General features: G+C 70.6%; 16 protein-coding genes. 8 read left to right on the forward strand and 8 right to left on the reverse strand.

Annotated elements, in window-relative coordinates; genetic code table 11:
• Positions 1-18: 18 nt before the first annotated feature.
• The 4 genes from AB0F71_RS15635 to AB0F71_RS15650 form a co-directional block, all read right to left on the reverse strand.
• Positions 19-861, reverse strand: a complete 843-nt coding sequence (locus tag AB0F71_RS15635; RefSeq protein WP_360233410.1) for a histidine phosphatase family protein — start codon at positions 859-861, stop codon at positions 19-21.
• A 155-nt stretch (positions 862-1,016) separates the two neighbouring features.
• Complete coding sequence (gene mctP / locus AB0F71_RS15640) at positions 1,017-2,627, reverse strand: monocarboxylate uptake permease MctP (RefSeq protein ID WP_360233413.1); 1,611 nt, start codon at positions 2,625-2,627, stop codon at positions 1,017-1,019.
• A complete protein-coding gene (locus AB0F71_RS15645; RefSeq protein ID WP_360233416.1) occupies positions 2,624-2,887 on the reverse strand; it encodes a DUF3311 domain-containing protein in 264 nt (87 codons plus the stop codon). Before AB0F71_RS15645 ends, mctP begins: the two co-directional genes overlap by 4 nt.
• A gap of 317 nt (positions 2,888-3,204) precedes the next feature.
• The gene (locus AB0F71_RS15650; protein WP_360233419.1) at positions 3,205-3,996 is read right to left on the reverse strand and encodes a GntR family transcriptional regulator; all 792 of its coding nucleotides are present in this window, start codon (positions 3,994-3,996) and stop codon (positions 3,205-3,207) included.
• Positions 3,997-4,333: 337 nt separating this feature from the next.
• On the opposite strand from AB0F71_RS15650, the gene AB0F71_RS15655 reads away from it, so the two are divergent.
• The 7 genes from AB0F71_RS15655 (at position 4,334) to AB0F71_RS15685 (ending at position 14,276) form a co-directional block, all read left to right on the forward strand.
• A complete protein-coding gene (locus tag AB0F71_RS15655) occupies positions 4,334-5,617 on the forward strand; it encodes an extracellular solute-binding protein (RefSeq protein WP_360233422.1) in 1,284 nt (427 codons plus the stop codon).
• 147 nt (positions 5,618-5,764) lie between these two features.
• Complete coding sequence (locus AB0F71_RS15660; RefSeq protein WP_360233425.1) at positions 5,765-6,736, forward strand: sugar ABC transporter permease; 972 nt, start codon at positions 5,765-5,767, stop codon at positions 6,734-6,736.
• On the forward strand, positions 6,733-7,560 hold the full coding sequence (locus tag AB0F71_RS15665) for a carbohydrate ABC transporter permease (RefSeq protein ID WP_360233428.1): 828 nt from the start codon (positions 6,733-6,735) through the stop codon (positions 7,558-7,560). Before AB0F71_RS15660 ends, AB0F71_RS15665 begins: the two co-directional genes overlap by 4 nt.
• Before the next feature lie 6 nt (positions 7,561-7,566).
• Entirely contained in the window at positions 7,567-9,120 is a 1,554-nt protein-coding gene (locus AB0F71_RS15670) for a glycoside hydrolase family 3 protein (RefSeq protein ID WP_360233431.1), read from the forward strand.
• A gap of 418 nt (positions 9,121-9,538) precedes the next feature.
• Complete coding sequence (locus AB0F71_RS15675) at positions 9,539-10,852, forward strand: extracellular solute-binding protein (protein ID WP_360233434.1); 1,314 nt, start codon at positions 9,539-9,541, stop codon at positions 10,850-10,852.
• Positions 10,853-11,038: 186 nt separating this feature from the next.
• A complete protein-coding gene (locus AB0F71_RS15680) occupies positions 11,039-12,097 on the forward strand; it encodes an SIS domain-containing protein (RefSeq protein ID WP_360233437.1) in 1,059 nt (352 codons plus the stop codon).
• 658 nt (positions 12,098-12,755) lie between these two features.
• Positions 12,756-14,276 (forward strand): PAS domain-containing sensor histidine kinase, encoded by a 1,521-nt coding sequence (locus tag AB0F71_RS15685; protein ID WP_360233440.1) that lies wholly within the window; start codon positions 12,756-12,758, stop codon positions 14,274-14,276.
• A gap of 500 nt (positions 14,277-14,776) precedes the next feature.
• Here AB0F71_RS15685 and AB0F71_RS15690 read toward each other — a convergent pair whose 3' ends face one another.
• Both AB0F71_RS15690 and AB0F71_RS15695 read right to left on the reverse strand, forming a co-directional pair.
• Positions 14,777-15,028 carry a WhiB family transcriptional regulator gene (locus tag AB0F71_RS15690; protein WP_014138019.1) on the reverse strand — a complete coding sequence of 84 codons (252 nt, stop codon included), beginning with the start codon at positions 15,026-15,028 and terminating at the stop codon, positions 14,777-14,779.
• A gap of 370 nt (positions 15,029-15,398) precedes the next feature.
• A complete protein-coding gene (locus AB0F71_RS15695; protein ID WP_360233443.1) occupies positions 15,399-16,370 on the reverse strand; it encodes a diacylglycerol kinase family protein in 972 nt (323 codons plus the stop codon).
• Positions 16,371-16,420: 50 nt separating this feature from the next.
• On the opposite strand from AB0F71_RS15695, the gene AB0F71_RS15700 reads away from it, so the two are divergent.
• Entirely contained in the window at positions 16,421-16,840 is a 420-nt protein-coding gene (locus tag AB0F71_RS15700) for a hypothetical protein (RefSeq protein WP_360233446.1), read from the forward strand.
• 130 nt (positions 16,841-16,970) lie between these two features.
• Here the strand turns inward: AB0F71_RS15700 and AB0F71_RS15705 are convergent, their stop codons facing one another.
• Together AB0F71_RS15705 and AB0F71_RS15710 are read right to left on the reverse strand one after the other, a co-directional pair.
• On the reverse strand, positions 16,971-17,963 hold the full coding sequence (locus tag AB0F71_RS15705; protein WP_360233449.1) for an RNA polymerase sigma factor SigF: 993 nt from the start codon (positions 17,961-17,963) through the stop codon (positions 16,971-16,973).
• Positions 17,964-18,117: 154 nt separating this feature from the next.
• Complete coding sequence (locus tag AB0F71_RS15710; protein ID WP_360233452.1) at positions 18,118-18,528, reverse strand: anti-sigma regulatory factor; 411 nt, start codon at positions 18,526-18,528, stop codon at positions 18,118-18,120.
• Positions 18,529-18,597: the final 69 nt, after the last annotated feature.

Below are 18,597 nucleotides of genomic sequence, written 5' to 3' on the forward strand. Positions count from 1 at the left end.
CCGACGCCTGGCGACCCGTCAGTCGCCCTCGCCCGTCAGGTGGTCGACGGCGTTCCAGCGGTCCGGCCGCAGCCGCCCGTCCTGGGCCCGCCACAGGCTGGTGGAGCAGTTGTGCACCGCCCCGAGTTCGATGAGCTGCTGCTCGGTGAGCCGGTCCAGCGCGTAGCGCAGCATCAGCACCGTGCAGTCGTGAGCGACCAGCAGGACGGGCCGGCCGGCCTCCTCCTCGCAGACGTCCCGCAGCAGGCTGCGCACCCGCAGGGCGACGTCGGCCCAGGACTCGCCGCCGGGCGGGCGGTAGTACAGCTCGCCCATCTTGCGCCGCCGGGCTGCCTCCTCCGGGTGCTTGGCCTCGATGGCGGCCTTGGGCAGCATCTCCAGGATGCCGAGTTCGCGGTCGCGCAGCCGCTCGTCGTAGCGGACGGCCAGGGTGACGGGCACGGCGCCGAGGCCGGCGGCCTGGGCGAGCGCGATCCGGGCGGTCTCGGCGGTGCGCACGTACGGCGAGCACCAGACGCTGCGCGGGCGGTCGGTGCTGGGCAGGGCGGCCCACCAGCGGCCGAGGGCCTGGGCCTGCCGCTGGCCGCGCAGGGACAGCGGGATGTCGGCGTCCCGGCTGCTGATCGGGACGCTGAGCGCGCCGACGGCCTCGGCCAGCTGGAACTCGACGTTGGCGGTGGACTCGCCGTGCCGGGTGGCGATCAGCACGGACGGCAGCCGGGTGGCCGCCGCCGGGCGGTGGGCGGTGACGTGGGGGTGGTGCTGGTGTTGGGGGTTCTGGTGCTGGGAGGACTGGTGTTGGGTGGCCTGGTGCTGGGTGGACTGGTGCTGGCCGTTGAGGGTGGTGCCGAGTTCTGCCATGGCCGCGAGCTCCCCGTGGGTCGATCAGGTTCCGGCCGGATGCCGGTCCGGTCTGGTGGTGCCCGGCGTGCACGCCTGTTCATACATATGATCGCGCCGCCTCCTCCAGTGTTCACGGAGAAGGCGGCGCGATCACAGGGCGCGCGCACGGCCAATCAGTGCGCCGCTACGGGCTCCGGCGCGTTCTCCCGCTCGTCGCCGCCGGCCTCGGCGCTGTAGTCGGAGGGCTTGGTCTCGTCCGGGCCGTCGGGCGTCCTGAGCGCCCGCAGCACCAGGGTGAGCACCACCGAGACGATCAGGTTGAGCACGAAGGCGGTCAGGCCGATGTAGCCGATCTCGCCGATGCCGGGGATCTCGGCCGCGTTGCCGCCGAAGTGCTTGGTGGCCGGGCTGGCCAGCCCGTACGCCTGCCAGGTGCCGTAGCCCATGCCCGCCGCCCAGCCGGCGAACAGCGCCCAGTGGTGGAACCAGCGGGTGAACAGGCCGCCGACGATCGCCACGAAGGTCTGCAGGATCCACAGGCCGCCCAGCAGCTGGAGGTTGATCGCGGCCTGCTTGTCCATGCCGAGCACGAAGACCAGCGCGCCGACCTTGACCAGCAGCGAGACCAGCTTGGCGACCCGGGTCTCGTCGGCCGGGGTGGCGGCGGGCTTGAGCCACTCCTTGTAGACGTTGCGGGTGAACAGGTTGGCCGCGGCGATGGACATGATGGCGGCCGGCACCAGCGCGCCGATCCCGATCGCGGCGAAGGCCACGCCGGTGAACCAGTCCGGGAACATGTTCGCGAACAGCTGCGGCACCGAGAGCTGGGCGTTGTAGCCCTTGACGCCGCTGCCCACGCCCGCCGCGATCGCCATGAAGCCGAGCAGCGCCAGCAGCCCGAGCATCAGCGAGTACGCGGGCATGATCGCCATGTTGCGGCGCACGGTGTTGCGGGACTTGGAGGCCAGCACGCCGGTCACCGAGTGCGGGTACATGAACAGCGCCATCGCCGAGCCGATCCCCAGCGTGGCGTACGTCCACTGCTTGTTGTCCGGGAGGGTCAGCCCGCCGGCCTTGGCCTGCTTGAAGTGCGCCGCCGCCGCGTCGAAGATGTGCCCGTAACCGCCCAGGCGCAGCGGGATGTAGATCACCGCGACGATGATCACGATGTAGACCAGGGCGTCCTTGACGAAGGCGATCAGCGCCGGGGCGCGCAGGCCGGAGGAGTAGGTGTAGGCGGCCAGCACGCCGAAGGCCAGGAACAGCGGCAGGTCCTTGACGAACCAGTTGGCGTCCGCCCCGCCGCCGAGGCCGAGCACGTCCAGCACCGCCTGGATGCCGACCAGTTGCAGGGCGATGTACGGCATGGTGGCCAGGATCCCGGTCAGCGCGATGACCAGGGACAGCGGCCGCGAGCCGTAACGGCCGCGGACGAAGTCGGCCGGGGTGACGTAGCCGTGCACCCGGGAGACCGACCAGAGCCGGGGCAGGAACAGGAAGACCAGCGGGTAGGCGATGATCGTGTACGGCACCGCGAAGAAGCCGGCCGCGCCGGTCGCGTACACCGCGGCCGGGACGGCCACGAAGGTGTAGGCGGTGTAGAGGTCGCCGCCGAGCAGGAACCAGGTCACCCAGGTCCCGAAGCTGCGCCCGCCCAGGCCCCACTCGTCCAGGTGGGCCGCGTCGTCCGCGCGGCGCCAGCGGGAGGCGAGGAAGCCCATCACGGTGACCAGCAGGAAGAACAGCACGAAGACCACGAGGGCCGGCACGTTGACGTCCTTCATCGCGCACCGCCCTTGCGGGCCGCGCTGCGGGCCTTCTCGTCCCGGTTGATCAGCAGGTAGGCGGCGACGGTGAAGACGGCCGACACCGGCACCCAGAGCAGCTGGTACCAGTAGAAGAACGGCATCCCGGCCACCGCCGGGTCGGTCTTGTCGTAGGAGGAGACCCAGAGCATCGCCACGATCGGCACGAGCAGGGCGAGTCCGGCGAGCACCCGCTCGGGGGTCACGGCCGGGACGGGACTCCCGGCCGGCTCGGGCATGACAGCTTCGCTGGGGGCTTGGTCAGACGGCATCTTCTGCTCCGCTCCGGAGGGTTCCGTCGGCGCCGCAGCCCCGGAGGTGCCGGGCACCCCCGTGAGCCCGCCGGGCAGCACCATCGGTGATCGGCAGTCAGTACGGCTGCGCAATCTAGAGCATGGGGTGATCCATGTCACCCGATATGACGCAACTTCCCGCCATCCGGACGCGAACGGGCACCGGCGCGCGGGTCGCGCACGCCGGTGCCCGTGGTGAGAGAGGAGGGGCCCGTCCGGGGCACACGCCTCGGACGACTGTCCCGGACGGCCGCCCCGGACCGCTACTCCGGCCGCTGGAGCCGGGTGATGAACTTGTAGCGGTCGCCGCGGTAGATCGAGCGCACCCACTCGACCGGGTCGCCGTCCGCGTCGAAGGAGTGCCGGGAGAGCTGGAGCATCGGCAGGCCCAGGTCGGAGCCGAGCAGGCCGGCCTCCCGCGGGTTGGCGAGGGTGGTCTCGATGGTCTCCTCGGCCTCGGCCACGGTGACCCCGTAGACCTCGCGCAGCGCCGCGTACAGCGAGTTGTGCTTGGCCAGGTTGCGCCGCAGGGCGGGGAAGCGCTTGGCGGAGAGGTGGGCGACCTCGATGGCCATCGGGTCGCCGTTGGCCAGGCGCAGCCGCTCGATCCGCAGCACCCGGCCGCCGGGCTTGATGTCGAGCAGCGGGGCGAGCCGGTCGTCGGCGGTGATGTAGCCGATCTCGATCAGCCGGGAGGTGGGCTCCAGGCCCTGGGCGCGCATGTCCTCCGTGTAGGAGGTGAGTTGCAGCGCCTGGGCGACCTTGGGCTTGGCCACGAAGGTGCCCTTGCCCTGGATGCGCTCCAGCCGGCCCTCGACGACGAGTTCCTGGAGGGCCTGGCGCACGGTGGTGCGCGAGGTGTCGAACTGGGCGGCCAGCGCGCGCTCGGGCGGGACCGGGGTGCCCGCGGGCTGGGTCTCGGTGAGCTGGAGGAGGTGGCGCTTGAGGCCGTAGTACTTGGGGACGCGCGCGGTCGGATCTGCGCCGGTCTGCGTCGGGAGGTTCTTCACCTCGGGGTCGTCGGCCTGGGCGGTGGATCCCCCGTCGCTGCTCATCGGACCTGTTCTCCCGCTTCTCGCGGGGCCTTCTACCGCCCCGCCACATCGTTAACGGACCACATCGTTGCATGTATGGCTACGGAACGAATACCTCATCACGCGATGAACGATGTGCGGTGTCGGCTTGATAACGGGTGGTCGAGATCGGTCGAACAGCCGTTGACAGGCCCATTGGTCTAGGCCAAGCTCCAGGCATCTGGTCTACACCACTAGGCCGGTAACGATGAATCCCCCCACCCGCTCGAAGGGGTCCGCGGCACCTTTCCTCCCGCTTTGCGTGGGTCTGCCGCAGCCGCCCGACGGGGGTAACCCAGGCATCCCTCAGGAGGATGGCGTGAAGCGTCAGCTCATCGCGGCGGTCGGCGTCGCAGCAATGGTCGTCGGTCTCGCGGCCTGTGGCTCGGACGGCAAGAAGGACGACGGCGGTTCCTCGTCCTCCACGTCGGCCGACCGGTACAAGGGCAAGACGCTCAAGGTGTGGACCATGACCGGCTCCGCCCCCAAGGGCTGGACCGACTCGGTCAAGGCCGAGTTCGAGAGCACCTACCCGGGCTCCAAGGTCGACTTCCAGGCCCAGGAGTGGACCGACATCGGCCCGAAGATCACCGCCGCCCTGTCCGAGGGCTCGGTCGACGTCCTGGAGCTGGGCAACACCCAGACCTCCGGCTACGCCGCCACCGGCGGTCTGCTCGACATCACCAAGGACAAGTCCGCGCTGGGTGGCGACGCTTGGGCCGCCAACCAGAACGAGGCCGCGATGCTGGACGGCAAGCAGTACGCCGCCCCGTGGTGGGTCTCCAACCGCGTGGTCGCCTACAACAAGGACCTCTGGAAGGCCGCCGGCCTGACCGACGCGCCGAAGACCCTGGACGAGTTCTACGCCGACCTGGACAAGCTCAAGGCCACCCCGGGCGTCGTCGACCCGATCTACCTGCCGGGCCAGGAGTGGTACACCTACTTCGGTCTGCTCACCGGCGAGGGCGGCAAGATCGCCAAGCAGGAGGGCGGCAAGTGGGTCGGCGGCCTGGAGTCGCCCGAGGCGCAGCGCGCCTTCGAGACCTACAAGACGCTGCAGAGCCACTCGCTCACCGGTCCGAAGGACAAGGACGAGGCCACCCCGCAGCAGAAGGACGTCTTCGCCAAGGGCAACGTCGGCACCATGATCGCCCTCGGCTGGGAGCTCCCGCTGGAGAAGGAGATGCCGAAGGACAAGATCGGCTTCTTCCCGATCCCGGGCAAGACCGCCGACAAGCCCTCCGGCGTCTTCATCGGCGGCTCGAACCTCGCGATCTCCGCGCAGAGCAAGAACACCGCCATGGCGAAGGACTTCCTGAAGATCGCCCTCAACGACAAGAACGAGGGCATGGTCGCCGCGGCCGGCAACATCCCGAACAAGCCGGCGCTGAACAGCCAGCTCACCGGTGACTTCGCGAAGGCCGCCCAGGCCGCCACCGCGGTCGGCGGGATCACCCCGAACACCCCGAACTGGGCCAGCGTCGAGAACACCCCGAACCCGATCAAGGACTTCCTGACCGCGGTCCTCCAGGGCGCCGACTACGCGTCCACCGCGAAGAAGTACGACGACGAGATCGCCAAGCGGCTCAACCAGAAGAACTAGTGCATCGAGCGGCGTCGCTCACCGGCCCCCGGCGGGGGGCCGGTGGGCGGCGCCCGTCCGTCGTGGCCGGGCTGTGAGGAAGTGAGAACGATGGCTGTGCATTCGGACCGGGTGCGGACGCAGTCCCCGGAGTCAGGGGAGGCTGTGGTGGCCGAGATTGACACCAGTGCCGCCGGCGGCGGAGCCAGGGGCACCGCGCCGAAGGGCACCAGACCCGCGAGCGGCCCCGGTCTCGGCGCCCGCTCCGCGCCGTACCTGCTGCTGCTGCCGGCCATCGTGGCGACCATCGTCCTGCTCGGCTGGCCGCTGCTGAAGACCTTCCTGCTGTCGTTCCAGAACCTCAACCGGCGCCAGCTGGTGATGCACCTGACCGAGTGGACCGGCTTCGACAACTACAAGGACCAGCTGAGCGACCCGGAGTTCTGGTCGGTCACCGGTCGCACCGTCGTCTTCACCCTGGTCAACGTGGTGCTGATCATGGTCGGCGGCACCCTGGTCGGCCTGCTGCTCAACCACCTCGGCAAGAAGATGCGCCTGGCGCTGTCGATCGCCCTGCTGATGGCCTGGGCGATGCCCGTGGTCGCCGCCACCACCGTCTACACCTGGCTGTTCGACGAGCAGTGGGGCGTCGTCAACTGGGGCCTGGACAAGCTCGGTTGGCACTCGATGGCGAACTACAACTGGATGAGCGACGAGTACTCGACCTTCTTCGTCGTCATCCTGCTGATCGTCTGGCAGTCCATCCCCTTCGTGGCGTTCAACATGTACGCCGGCCTGACCACCATCCCCAAGGAGCTCTACGAGGCCGCCCGGATGGACGGCGCCGGCTCCTCGAAGATCTTCAGCTCGGTGATCTTCCCGAACCTGAAGCCCTTCTTCCTGGCCACGACCTTCCTGGAGGTCATCTGGGTGTTCAAGTCCTTCACCCAGATCTACGCGATCAACGGCGGCGGCCCCGAGAAGCTCACCCGGACCCTGCCCGTGCACGCCTTCCTGGAGGGCCAGGGCAGCCAGCACTACGGCGTCGGTGCCGCGATCGCGGTGCTCACCATCCTGATGCTGGGCGTCCTGATGGCCTACTACTTCCGCATCGTGATCAAGCAGGAGGACGAGCTGTGAGGCGCTCTCTCTTCGGACGTACCTGGCCGAACGTGATCGCGGTCGTCCTCGTCGTCTTCTTCATCTTCCCCGTCTACTGGATGATCGCGACCGCGTTCAAGCAGAACCGCGACATCATCAGCAAGACGCCGGTCTTCCTGCCCCTCGACGCGACCTTCGAGCACTTCACCACCGCGGTGGACGCGCCGAACTTCTGGACGTACGTCACCAACAGCATCACCGTCACCGTCGGCGCGGTGCTGATCTCGCTGGTGATCGCGACCCTGGCGTCCTTCGCCGTCGCCCGGATGAAGTTCCGCGGCCGCAAGAGCTTCGTGCTGGTCATCATGCTGGCCCAGATGGCGCCCTGGGAGGTCATGACCGTCGGCGCCTACATGATCACCCGCGACAACGACATGCTGAACAGCCTGCTGCCGTTGACGTTCTTCTACATGATGATGATCCTGCCCTTCACCATCTGGACGCTGCGCGGCTTCATCGCCGCGGTGCCGAAGGAGCTGGAGGAGTCGGCCATGGTGGACGGCTGCACCCGCACCCAGGCCTTCGTGAAGGTGATCTTCCCGCTGCTGGCCCCGGGCCTGATGTCGACCTCGCTGTTCGGCTTCATCACGGCCTGGAACGAGTTCCCGCTCGTCCTGTGGCTGAACAAGGAGCAGGGCAAGACCCTCCCGCTCTGGCTGACCTCCTTCAAGACGGCCTTCGGCAACGACTGGGGCGCCACCATGGCGGCCTCCACGATGTTCGCCGTCCCCGTGCTGATCCTGTTCGTCTTCCTCCAGCGCAAGGCGGTCGGTGGTCTGACCGACGGCGCCGTGAAGGGCTGAGCCACCGTGAGCATCCTCGTACCCACCGCCCCGGACAGCGACCAGCTCCACCGGGACGCCCTGACCGTCCTCCAGCCCGGCTTCGTCGGCACCGAGCCGCCCGCCTGGCTGCGCCGCCACCTGGCCGCCGGGCTCGGCTCGGTCGCGCTGTTCGACCGCAACGTGGTCGACCTCGACCAGCTGTCCGCCCTCACCGGCGCGCTGCGCGCGGAGAACCCCGACCTCCTGATCGCGATCGACGAGGAGAGCGGCGACGTCACCCGCCTGGAGGCCGGCTCCGGCTCGTCCTGGCCGGGCAACCTCGCCCTCGGCGCGATCGACGACCCGGCGCTGACCCGGGACGTCGCCCGCGAGCTGGGCCGGGCGCTGGCCGCGGCCGGCGTCAACTACAACTGGGCGCCCACCGCGGACGTCAACTCCAACCCGCGCAACCCGGTCATCGGCGTGCGCTCCTTCGGCGCCGACCCCGAGCTGTGCGCCCGGCACACCGCGGCCTGGGTGGAGGGCCTGCAGTCGGCCGGCGTGGCCGCCTGCTCCAAGCACTTCCCCGGCCACGGCGACACCGCGGTGGACTCGCACCACGGCCTGCCGGTGATCGACGTCGACCTGGACGTGCTGCGCACCCGCGACCTGATCCCGTTCCAGGCCGCGATCGCGGCCGGCACCAAGGCCGTGATGACCGCCCACATCATGGTCCCGGCGCTGGACCCGAAGCTGCCCGCGACCCTGAGCCCGACCGTGCTGCGCGACCTGCTGCGCGCCGCCCCGGCCGACGGCGGCCTCGGCTACCAGGGCCTGATCGTCAGCGACGCGATCGAGATGGGCGCCATCGCCGACACCTTCGGGATGGGCGAGGGCACCGTGCTGGCGCTGGCGGCCGGCGCGGACGCGATCTGCGTCGGCGGCGGGCTGGCCGACGAGGAGACCGTGCTGATGCTGCGCGACGCCATCGTGGCGGGCGTGCGCTCCGGCCGGCTCACCGAGGAGCGGCTGGCGGACGCCGCCGACCGGGTCCGGGCGCTGGGCAGCTGGGGCCGGATCGCGGCCCAGGGCGAGCAGGCCGAACCGGACCTCGCGGTGGGCCTGCGGGCCGCGCGCCGGGCGCTCAAGGTGGTCCGGGCGCCGGGCCGCGAGGTGCTGCCGGTGAGCGAGCGCCCGTACGTGGCCTCGTTCTCGGACGAGCCGAACATCGCGGTCGGCGACGTGACCCCGTGGGGCGTGGCCGGCATGCTGGCCGACCGCTTCCCGGGCACCCGCACCCGTGCGGTGTCCGCGGCCGAGGCCGCGCCGGAGCTGCTGGAGGCCCTGGTCGCCGAGCTGGTGGCGGGGGCGCAGGGCCGCCGCCTGGTGCTGGTGGTCCGGGACGCCCACCGGCACGCCTGGATGGCCGCCGCGCTGGCCCGTCTGGTGGCGGCCCGGCCGGACGCCGCGGTGGTGGAGATGGGGCTGCCCCAGTCCGAGCCGGTCGGCGCGCTGTACATCGCCACCCACGGCGCCGCCCGGGTCTGCGGGCTGGCGGCCGTGGAGGTGCTCACCGGGCAGCCGGGAGCGGTCGGCTGAGACCGTACGGACGCCGCCGGCCGCAGCCGGGGGCGTCCGCCGACGGGCCCGTCATGCGCATGTCGCATGGCGGGCCCGTCGCGTTTCCCCGGTGTCGACCCGGGCGTCCGCCGAATGACCGTGCTCCCTCAAGACAGCCTTAAATCCACCTTAAGTCCCACTGAGGGTGACAGCCCGACGACTGATCGCCACGCGGTACAACGGGTCGGCAACAGCCTTGGTAACAAGGCCTGTTGGCCGTTGACACCACAGTTGGTCTAGGCCAGAGTCCATGCAACCGGTTCGAAATCGAACTCACCGGTTGTGGTATTGCGCCCTCCTCGAAGCTCTTCGCCGCCCCCGCCAGGACTCTCCGCCGCGGGCGCCAATCACGCTGTCGGCGGGCACCACCGTTCTTGGACAACCCTCGGAGGATGGCGTGAAGAAGCGTCAGCTCGTTTCGACGCTCGGGATCGTGGCGCTGGCCGTCGCACTGACGGCCTGTTCCTCGACCGGATCACCCTCGGGCGACGGCCGGAGCTCCGCCGCGGATCCGAAGGCCGCCGCCGGCACCGTCACCGTCTGGCTGATGGACGACGCCCAGAAGAACTGGCCGGACCTGGTCCAGCGGGTCAACGACGAGTTCGCGGCGAAGTACCCCAAGGTCGCCCTCAAGCTGGTCTACCAGGGCTGGGCCGACAAGGTCGGCAAGCTCGACAAGGCGATCGCCGACGGCAACGCCCCCGACGTGGTCGAACTCGGCAACACCGAGACGATGAAGTACGTGCTCTCCGGCGCGCTGGCCCCGGTGGACCGCACCACCTTCGACAACTCCGACAGCTGGATCAAGGCGCTCGCCAACACCTGCACCTACCAGGACAAGCTGTGGTGCGTGCCCTACTACGCGGGCGCCCGGGTCGCGGTCTACAACTCCACCGTCTTCCAACAGGCCACCGGCAGCGCGGAGTTCCCCAGGACCGAGGGCGAGCTGATGACCGCCCTGGACAAGATCGCGGACAAGAACAGATCGGACCGCACCTTCTCCCCGCTCTACCTGCCCGGGCCGTACTGGTACGCCGCGATGAGCTACGTGGCCGCGTACGGCGGCAGCATCGCCAAGTTCGACAGCTCCGGCAACTGGCACGGCACCCTGCACGACGCCAAGTCCCAGCAGGGCATCAGCCACTTCGTGGACCTCGTCCGCAAGTACAACAAGGGCGACCTGACGCAGAACGAGCAGAACCAGTTCGAGGCGATGGCGCGCGGGCACGCCGCGTCCTTCTACGGCAACGGCTTCGAGGCCGCCAGCGTGATCGCGCCGGTCACCGGTGACTCGGGCCTCAAGGACAGCGTCAAGGTCGCCACCATGCCCGGCCCGGACGGCAAGCCGCTGCCCACCTTCATCGGCGGCTCGGACCTCGCCGTCACCGCCAAGTCCCAGCAGGCGGCGCCGGCCGCCGACTGGATCCGGATGTTCACCAGTACCAAGTCCGAACAGGCGCTGGCCGACAAGGACATCCTGCCGAACAACCTCAACCAGCTGAACCCGTTGAAGAACAAGCCCAACACCGCCGCCGCGGCCAACGCCGTCCCGGACGCCTGGTTCACCCCGCTCGCCCCCGGCTGGGGCGCGGTCGAGAAGCAGAAGATCATCCCCGACATGCTGACCGCGATCCTCAAGGGCAAGTCCGTCGACCAGGCCACCAAGGACGCCGACGCGGCGATCGACCAGCTGATCAACAACCCGTCCTGACACCCGGTCCGCCCGCCGCCCCCGCCCGCCCCCGTCCACCCTCCGGTTCGGGGGTGCCGCGGCGGGGGCCCACTCGTAGGATTGCCCAGCAGGAATCGCAGCGAGTGTGCGGACTCGCCGCCGTAGAGGTCCCCGTCGGGCAGCCCGCCCGGGCGGGGTCGACCCATCTCATCGGAGGCAATCCAGATGTCCGACCCGCAGACTGTTTCCGTCCCCGGCCGGATCATGGCGGCGGAGATGGCCGAGCAGCCGGCCGTCCTCCAGCGCATCCTCGACGAGGGAGCCCCGAAGATCCGCGAGATCGCGGCCGGGATCGCCGCCCGCAGTCCGCGCTTCGTCCTGCTGACCGCGCGCGGCACCTCCGACAACGCCGCGCTCTACGCCAAGTACCTGATCGAGATCCTGCTCGGCAAGCCGGCCGGCCTGACCTCGATGTCCACCACCACGGCGTACGGAGCCCGGCCCGACCTCACCGACGTCCTGGTGATCACCGTCAGCCAGTCCGGCGGCTCGCCGGACCTGGTCGCCTCCACCAAGGCCGCCCGCGAGGCCGGGGCGATCACCCTCGCCGTCACCAACAACCCCGACTCCCCGCTCGCCGAGGTGTCCGAGTTCCACATCGACGTGCTGGCCGGGCCGGAGAAGGCGCTGCCGGCCACCAAGACCTACACCGCCGAGTTGCTGGCGCTCTACCTCCTGGTCGAGGGCCTGCGCGGCGGGGACGGCTCGGCGGCCAAGGAGCTGCCGGGCCTGGCCGCCGGGGTGCTGGCCCGCCAGGCGGAGGTGAAGGCGCTGGCCGAGCGCTACCGTTTCGCCCAGCGCCTGGTCATCACCTCGCGCGGCTACGGCTACCCGACCGCCCGCGAGGCGGCGCTCAAGCTGATGGAGACCACCTACATCCCGGCCACCCCGTTCTCCGGCGCCGACCTGCTGCACGGGCCGCTGGCCATGGTGGACAACGTCTCGCCGGTGATCGCGATCGTCCCGGACGGCAAGGGCGGCGAGGCCCTCCAGCCGGTGCTGGACCGACTGCGGGGCCGCGGCGCGGACCTCGTGGTGATCGGCCAGCAGGCACAGGTGGACGCCGCCTCGGCGGGCTTCGCGCTGCCGGCCGGCGTGCCCGAGGAGGTCCAGCCGATCCTGGAGATCCTGCCGCTCCAGCAGCTCGCCTACGAGGTCACCATCGCCCGCGGCCAGGACCCGGACGCCCCGCGCGCCCTGGCCAAGGTCACCGAGACGCGCTGATATTCGCCCGCTCGCCTCCGGGGCGCTGTGACCCGGTGCCGACGGTCGTCGCTCCGATGCCCCTCGTTCCTCGGGGCCTCCTCGCTCCTCGCTTTCGGCACCGGCGCGCCCCTTCGGCTCGGGGCGGGGACTCGCCCGCTCGCCTCCGGGGCGCTCTGACCCGGTGCCGACGGTCGGCGGGCACTGCGCCACCTCCTTCGTCGGTGGCTTGGCCCTTCTCCCTTTCGGCACCGGCGCGCCCCTTCGGCTCGGGGCGGGGGCTCGCCGTTCGGGGACGGAACCGGCCCCCGTCCACAGGCTGTGGACGGGGGCCGGTTCGCTGAGCGGCGGAAACGGGTCCGGAAAGCACTACGGGCCACGGCGCCGACACGGGACCCTCAACCCATGCGGCACCGCAGCCCGGAGCTGTCGTCGGGCGCCGGTGTCGATCGAGGACTGTGCGGGGTCCTCGTTCGGCGGCGTCCGACCGAGGAGAAGCCGCGCGCGGTCAGGGCAGTTGCGCGGTGGGCCTCTCCTTGGTGCCCTTTCATTGTGGACTAGACCAATCTGGGTTGTCCAGGCAGCTCGGCGAATTGGTCTAAACAACTCCGGACAGTCATCCGGCGCCAGCGGACAGTCCGCCGAGCCCCCCACCGGGCCGCGGCGCTACGCTCGCCATGTGCCCTCGCTGAACGAACTCGTCCGCCGCCACACCACCCTGACCGGGGCCGACGTGGACTGGCTCCACATGCTGGTCTCGGAGTGGCAGCTGCTCTCCGACCTCTCCTTCGCCGACCTGGTGCTGTGGATCCCCACCTGGGACGGCATCCGCTACGTCTCGGTGGCACAGATGCGGCCCAACACCGGGCCGACCTCCTACCAGGACGACATGGTCGGCCACCTCGTCCCGCGCGGGCGCCGCCCCCTGCTGGACGCCGCCTTCGACGAGGGGCGGATCGTGCGCGAGGGCGATCCGGAGTGGCGCGAGGAGGTCCCGGTCCGGGTCGAGTCGATCCCGGTCCGGCGCGAGGGCAAGGTGCTCGGGGTGATCGCCCGCAACACCAACCTGCTGACCGTGCGCACCCCCAGCCGCCTGGAGCTCACCTACCTGCAGAGCGCATCCGACCTGGCCCAGATGATCGCGGCCGGCAGCTTCCCGTACCACGGCGTCGAGCAGGCCGACATGGACGCCGCCCCCCGGGTCGGCGACGGCCTGATCCGGGTGGACGCGGACGGCATCGTCACCTACGCCAGCCCCAACGCGCTCTCCGCCTACCACCGGCTCGGCCTCACCACCGACCTGGTCGGCAGCCACCTCGGCCGCGCCACCGCCGATCTCGCCCCGCCCTCCCGCTCGGCCGTCCACGAGGCGCTGGTGAAGCTGGCCAGCGGCTGGGCGCCCCGGCAGACCGAGGTGGAGGCGCAGGGGGGAGTGGTGACCCTGCGCGCGATCCCGCTCAAGCCGAAGGGGACGCTGACCGGCTCCCTGGTGCTCTGCCGGGACGTCACCGAGCTGCGCCGCCGTGACCGCGAGCTGATGACCAAGGACGCCACCATCCGGGAGATCCACCACCGGGTGAAGAACAACCTGCAGACGGTCGCCGCCCTGCTGCGGCTGCAGTCCCGCCGGATGGAGTCCGAGCCGGCCCGGGCCGCGCTGGACGAGGCGGTGCGCCGGGTCGGCTCGATCGCGATCGTGCACGAGACGCTCTCCCAGGCGCTGGACGAGCAGGTGGCCTTCGACGAGATCGCCGACCGGGTGCTGGCGATGGCGATGGAGCTGTCCCAGGACGGCCGGGTGGCGACCCGCCGCAGCGGAAGCTTCGGCATCCTCTCCGCCGAGGTGGCCACGCCGCTGTCGATGGTGCTGACCGAGCTGCTGCAGAACGCGCTGGAACACGCCTTCGGTCCTACGGCCTCCGGCAACCTGGAGGTCAGCGCGCTGCGCGGGCGGGCCCCGGCGACCGGCAAGGGCTGGTCGGACAGCTGGAACGGCGGCGCCCGGCCGGAGGAGTACCTGCTGATCACCGTGCAGGACGACGGGCGCGGCATGCCGGAGGGCTTCGACCCGAAGACGGCCGGCAACCTCGGTCTGCAGATCGTCCGGACGCTCGCCACCGGCGAGCTGGGCGGGACCTTCGACATGGTGGCCGGTCCGAACGGCGGCACCAAGGTGATCCTGGAGATCCCGGTGCGCTGATGCGTCGGGTTGCGCGTCGGGGGCGTGCGCGTGGTGGAAGCGCCGGGTGCACGCTCCGCGCGCCCGGCGGGTTGAGCCGGGGCGGAGGCGGGGCGCAGGTGTGGCGGAGCCGGAGTGGAGACCGGGCGCGGGCGCGGCGCAGGCGCAGCGGAGGCGCGCGGAAACAGAAACGAGGCCCTGTCGACCGGGGGGGGTGGGTCGACAGGGCCTCTCAACCCGTTCCGGCCGTCGGGGGGAGTCGGCCGGAACGGGGGCTCTGGGTGGTGCGGCACCTCGCATGTGCGTTGCACACGGTGAGCGCCTCAGCTCCACGATATTGCTCTAAGTGAACAGTATCAAGTGGCTGGACGGTTCGGTGTCGCGGGACCTCGCAAGGCAAGGCCCTTGGTGCGGAAGGCTTCACCAGGAGGAGCAGGGAAGCCTTTGATCATGTGTTGATCGGTTGTTGATCGGTACTACGGTTACTGCTGGTGCTACGGCGTGTGACCGGATGCTGCTGATCAGGCGGTGCGGGCGCGGTTGCGGGCGGCACGGCGCTTCATCGCGCGACGCTCGTCCTCGCTCATGCCGCCCCAGACGCCGGCGTCCTGGCCGGTCTCGAGGGCCCACTGGAGGCACTGCTCCATCACCGGACAGCGGCGGCACACGGCCTTGGCTTCCTCGATCTGCAGCAGAGCAGGACCGGTGTTCCCGATCGGGAAGAACAGCTCCGGGTCCTCTTCGCGGCAGACAGCGCGGTGGCGCCAGTCCATGGTCGTCCAACTCCTCCTGCCGCGGGGGGTGGCCCGATCGGCATAATCGAATGGCTTGTGAATGTGAACGCTTTCACGAATCCCACAACAGCAAAAGAGACCAAAGGCCCACCGGGCCCGGGTGGTCTGTGCTGGGAGGGGATTCGGCGATTCGAGGGGCACTCCGCGGTCGGCGCTCCTGTGGTTCCGGAGGTGCCGTCGCTGCGATGTGTCCCGATCGCCATGTAGAGGTTCGCAAACCTCGGGCTCGGATACAACCCCCTTCGGGGAGGAATTTTTGATTCTTCGGTGTCGCCTAGCTCACAGCCAGTACTTCCATGGAGTGAAGGGGGCTTGTGCGTTCGAGAAGAAGGGCGAACCCCCCTTCCGGTCACACAATCACACGCAGTGCCCGCCGAACGCCTGTGAAACTGACGCGACTCCGGTCTCCAAGATGGTCCCCGTCGACCTGGAACGGCACGGGTTCCTGGGAAACCAAGGTGAAGTGTCTGACGTCGTGATAGGAGACGACGTGCTTTCCGGACGGTCCGGCCACCGGGGCGCCGTCGCTCGAAGGCGCGTACGACCGCAGGATCTGACGGATCGTTCGAGCCGTACCGAACGCCGTCATCCGGGTGATGCCGAAGACGTCCAGATCCGTGTCGAAGGAGGCGAGGGGCGAGGGGTAGACCGGTCGGTTGCCGAGGAACGTCCACGGCGAGGTGTTGCTGACTATCGTCAGCGCCAGGCCCGGAACGGCCTCGTGGCCCGGGATTTCCAAGGCCACCGGGCCCGAGCGGCGCTGCTCACGCTGGGTGAAGTAGTGCCGGAGGGCCTGCCCGACGTACAGGGCGTGGGTGGACTTGCGCCCGGCCCTGCGCTGCTCCTCGACCCGGCCCACCACGCCGGCGTCGAAGCCGAGGCCGGCGGTGAAGGTGAACCAGCGGTCCGGCAGCCCCTCGGTCATCGCCTTGCCCAGTCCGATCGGCCGCTCGTGCCCGCGCTCCAGCGCGTTCAGCAGGGCGCCGGTGGCCTCCACCGGGTCGTTGGGCAGGCCCAGCGCGCGGGCGAAGACATTGGTCGAACCGCCCGGCACCACGGCCAGTCGCGGGACCTTCTCGCCCGGGCCGTGCGCCAGCAGCCCGTTCACCACCTCGTTGACGGTGCCGTCCCCGCCCAGCGCCACCACCAGGTCGACGGTGCCGTCCTGGGCGGCGTCCCGGGCCAGGTCGTGCGCGTGCCCCCGGTACTGGGTCTCGGCGACGTCCAGCTTGAGGTCGCTGCGCAGCGCGTGGATCAGTACGTCCCTGGTCCGGCCACTGGTGGTGGTGGCCTTGTGGTTCACGACCAGGAGAGCGCGCATGGGGAAAGCCTACGGGGCGGTACGGACCGACCGGCGGCTACCCTGCTGGAGTGACCGCAGAATCCTCCGCACCCGCACCCGCCCGTCCGGTCCCGCTCACTCTGGGCGCCGCCATCACCGCCCTGGAGGGCGCGGCGCTCGCCGTCGTCGGCGTCTCGGACATGGTCTCCGCGCTGTCCGGCCAGGCCAAGCAGCTGGCCCTGAACGAGTTCGGCGGCCTGGTCATCGTGCTGCTCGGGGTGCTGCCGATACTGGCCGCCCGGGCGCTGCTCAAGGAGCGCCGCTGGGGCCGCAGCCCCGCCGTGCTGACCAACTCGATCTGCCTGCCGGTCGCTTACTACATGATCCAGAGCGGCGGCGCGATGATCGCGGTCGGTGTGCTGGTCGGGCTGCTCGGCCTGGTGGGCATCGGCGCGCTGCTGAACCCGCGGTCGACGGCGGCCCTGTACGCGCAGCAGCAGGAGGGCTGAGCGCCCGCACCGCCCCGCACCCGCACCGCCCCGCACCCGCGCCGCAGTGCCCCGCACCGCAGTGCCCCGAACGCGAACGGACGGCCGCCGCAGCACCCGCTGCGGCGGCCGTCCGTTCGTCCTGCGCCTGCTACTCCTCCACGAGGAGCTTCTCCCGCAGCTGGGCCAAGGTCCGGGCCAGCAGTCGGGACACGTGCATCTGGGAGATCCCCACCTCGGCGGCGATCTGCGACTGGGTCATGTTCCGGAAGAACCGCAGCACCAGGATCTTCTGTTCCCGGGGCGGCAGTTGGGCCAGCAGCGGCTTGAGCGACTCGCGGTACTCGACCCCCTCCAGCGCCTCGTCGGTGGCGCCCAGGGTGTCCGCCACGGCCGGCGACTCGTCGTCGCTGTCCGGGACGTCCAGGGACAGCGTGGAGTACGCGTTGGCGGATTCCAAGCCCTCCAGCACGTCCTCCTCGGAGATGCCCAGGTGCTCGGCCAGTTCGTGCACCGTGGGGGAGCGGCCGTGCCGCTGGGAGAGCTCGCTGGTCGCCGTGGTGAGCGACAGCCGCAGCTCCTGGAGGCGGCGCGGGACGCGCACCGCCCACCCCTTGTCGCGGAAGTGCCGCTTGATCTCGCCGACGATGGTCGGCGTCGCGTAGGTGGAGAACTCGACCCCGCGCTCGTGGTCGAAGCGGTCCACCGACTTGATCAGTCCGATGGTGGCGACCTGGGTCAGGTCGTCCAGCGGCTCACCCCGGTTGCGGAACCGCCGGGCCAGGTGCTCGACCAGCGGGATGTGCATCCGGACCAGCTGGTTGCGCAGCTCCACGCGCTCCGGGGAGCCCTCGGGCAGCGCGGCCAGCCGGACGAACAGCGCGCGGGCGGCCTCCCGGTCCGGCGCGCCGGTGCGGTGCGAGCCCTGGGCGGGCACGGCGCCGTGCAGGTCCGCGCCCTCCTCCGCCGGTTCCGCCGGGGGAGGGGAGGCAGGCGTCGGCTCAGACGTCGGCTCGGTCGGGTGGCTCATCCGGTGGGCGTCCTTCGGGTGCGCTTCGTCGTTGGCGGCGAGGCCGGAAACGCTCGCCTGGGTCGGTACGGCAGGTCCCGCCGTCGCGAGGCCGGTACGGTCCAGATCACTCACGGCCATTCCCCCGTTCCGTTCCGGGAGCACCGGGGCCGTCGGCCCCGGCATCGTCTCGTTGGTCGTACCGCCGGTGGGGCGGTACCGGGAGCCGCCCGCCGGCCCCGGGCGGGGTGCGGCGGACGGCCCTTGCAGGGTGCTGCTCGGTGCCCGGTCAGTGGGCGGCGGACCCGCCGCGCTTCTTGTGCAGGCTGATCGTCACGGTGTTGTCCTCGGCGACCGAGGAGTCCACCTCGCCGGCCAGCGCGGAGAGCACCGTCCACGCGAAGGTGTCGCGCTCGGGCGCCTTGCCGTCCGTGGTGGGAGCGGAGACGGTCACCTTGAGCGAGTCGCCGACCAGCCGGAACTCGCAGGACAGGACGGAGCCGGGCACCGCCTGCTGGAGCAGGATGGCGCAGGCCTCGTCCACCGCGATCCGCAGGTCCTCGATCTCGTCGAGGGTGAAGTCCAGCCGGGCGGCAAGCCCGGCCGTCGCTGTTCGCAGCACGGAGAGGTAGGCCCCCGCCGCGGGCAGCCGGACCTCCACGAAGTCCTGAACTCCGAGATCGCTGTCGATCTGGGACACCCTTGCCTCCTGGGTGACGCGCTGTGCTTGCTTGGTCCCCCGAGGGGGCGTCCTCCGCACCCGGTGCGG

The organism is Kitasatospora sp. NPDC028055 (genome assembly GCF_040637885.1).
In the GTDB taxonomy this organism is placed as follows: Bacteria; Actinomycetota; Actinomycetes; order Streptomycetales; family Streptomycetaceae; genus Kitasatospora.

Excerpts from the sequence above, each read along its gene's own strand:
- AB0F71_RS15635 (WP_360233410.1), bottom strand. The coding sequence starts at position 861 with ATGGCAGAACTCGGCACCACCCTCAACGGCCAGCACCAGTCCACCCAG.
- mctP (WP_360233413.1), bottom strand. The coding sequence starts at position 2,627 with ATGAAGGACGTCAACGTGCCGGCCCTCGTGGTCTTCGTGCTGTTCTTC.
- AB0F71_RS15645 (WP_360233416.1), bottom strand. The coding sequence starts at position 2,887 with ATGCCCGAGCCGGCCGGGAGTCCCGTCCCGGCCGTGACCCCCGAGCGG.
- AB0F71_RS15650 (WP_360233419.1), bottom strand. The coding sequence starts at position 3,996 with ATGAGCAGCGACGGGGGATCCACCGCCCAGGCCGACGACCCCGAGGTG.
- AB0F71_RS15680 (WP_360233437.1), top strand. The coding sequence starts at position 11,039 with ATGTCCGACCCGCAGACTGTTTCCGTCCCCGGCCGGATCATGGCGGCG.
- AB0F71_RS15690 (WP_014138019.1), bottom strand. The coding sequence starts at position 15,028 with ATGGACTGGCGCCACCGCGCTGTCTGCCGCGAAGAGGACCCGGAGCTG.
- AB0F71_RS15695 (WP_360233443.1), bottom strand. The coding sequence starts at position 16,370 with ATGCGCGCTCTCCTGGTCGTGAACCACAAGGCCACCACCACCAGTGGC.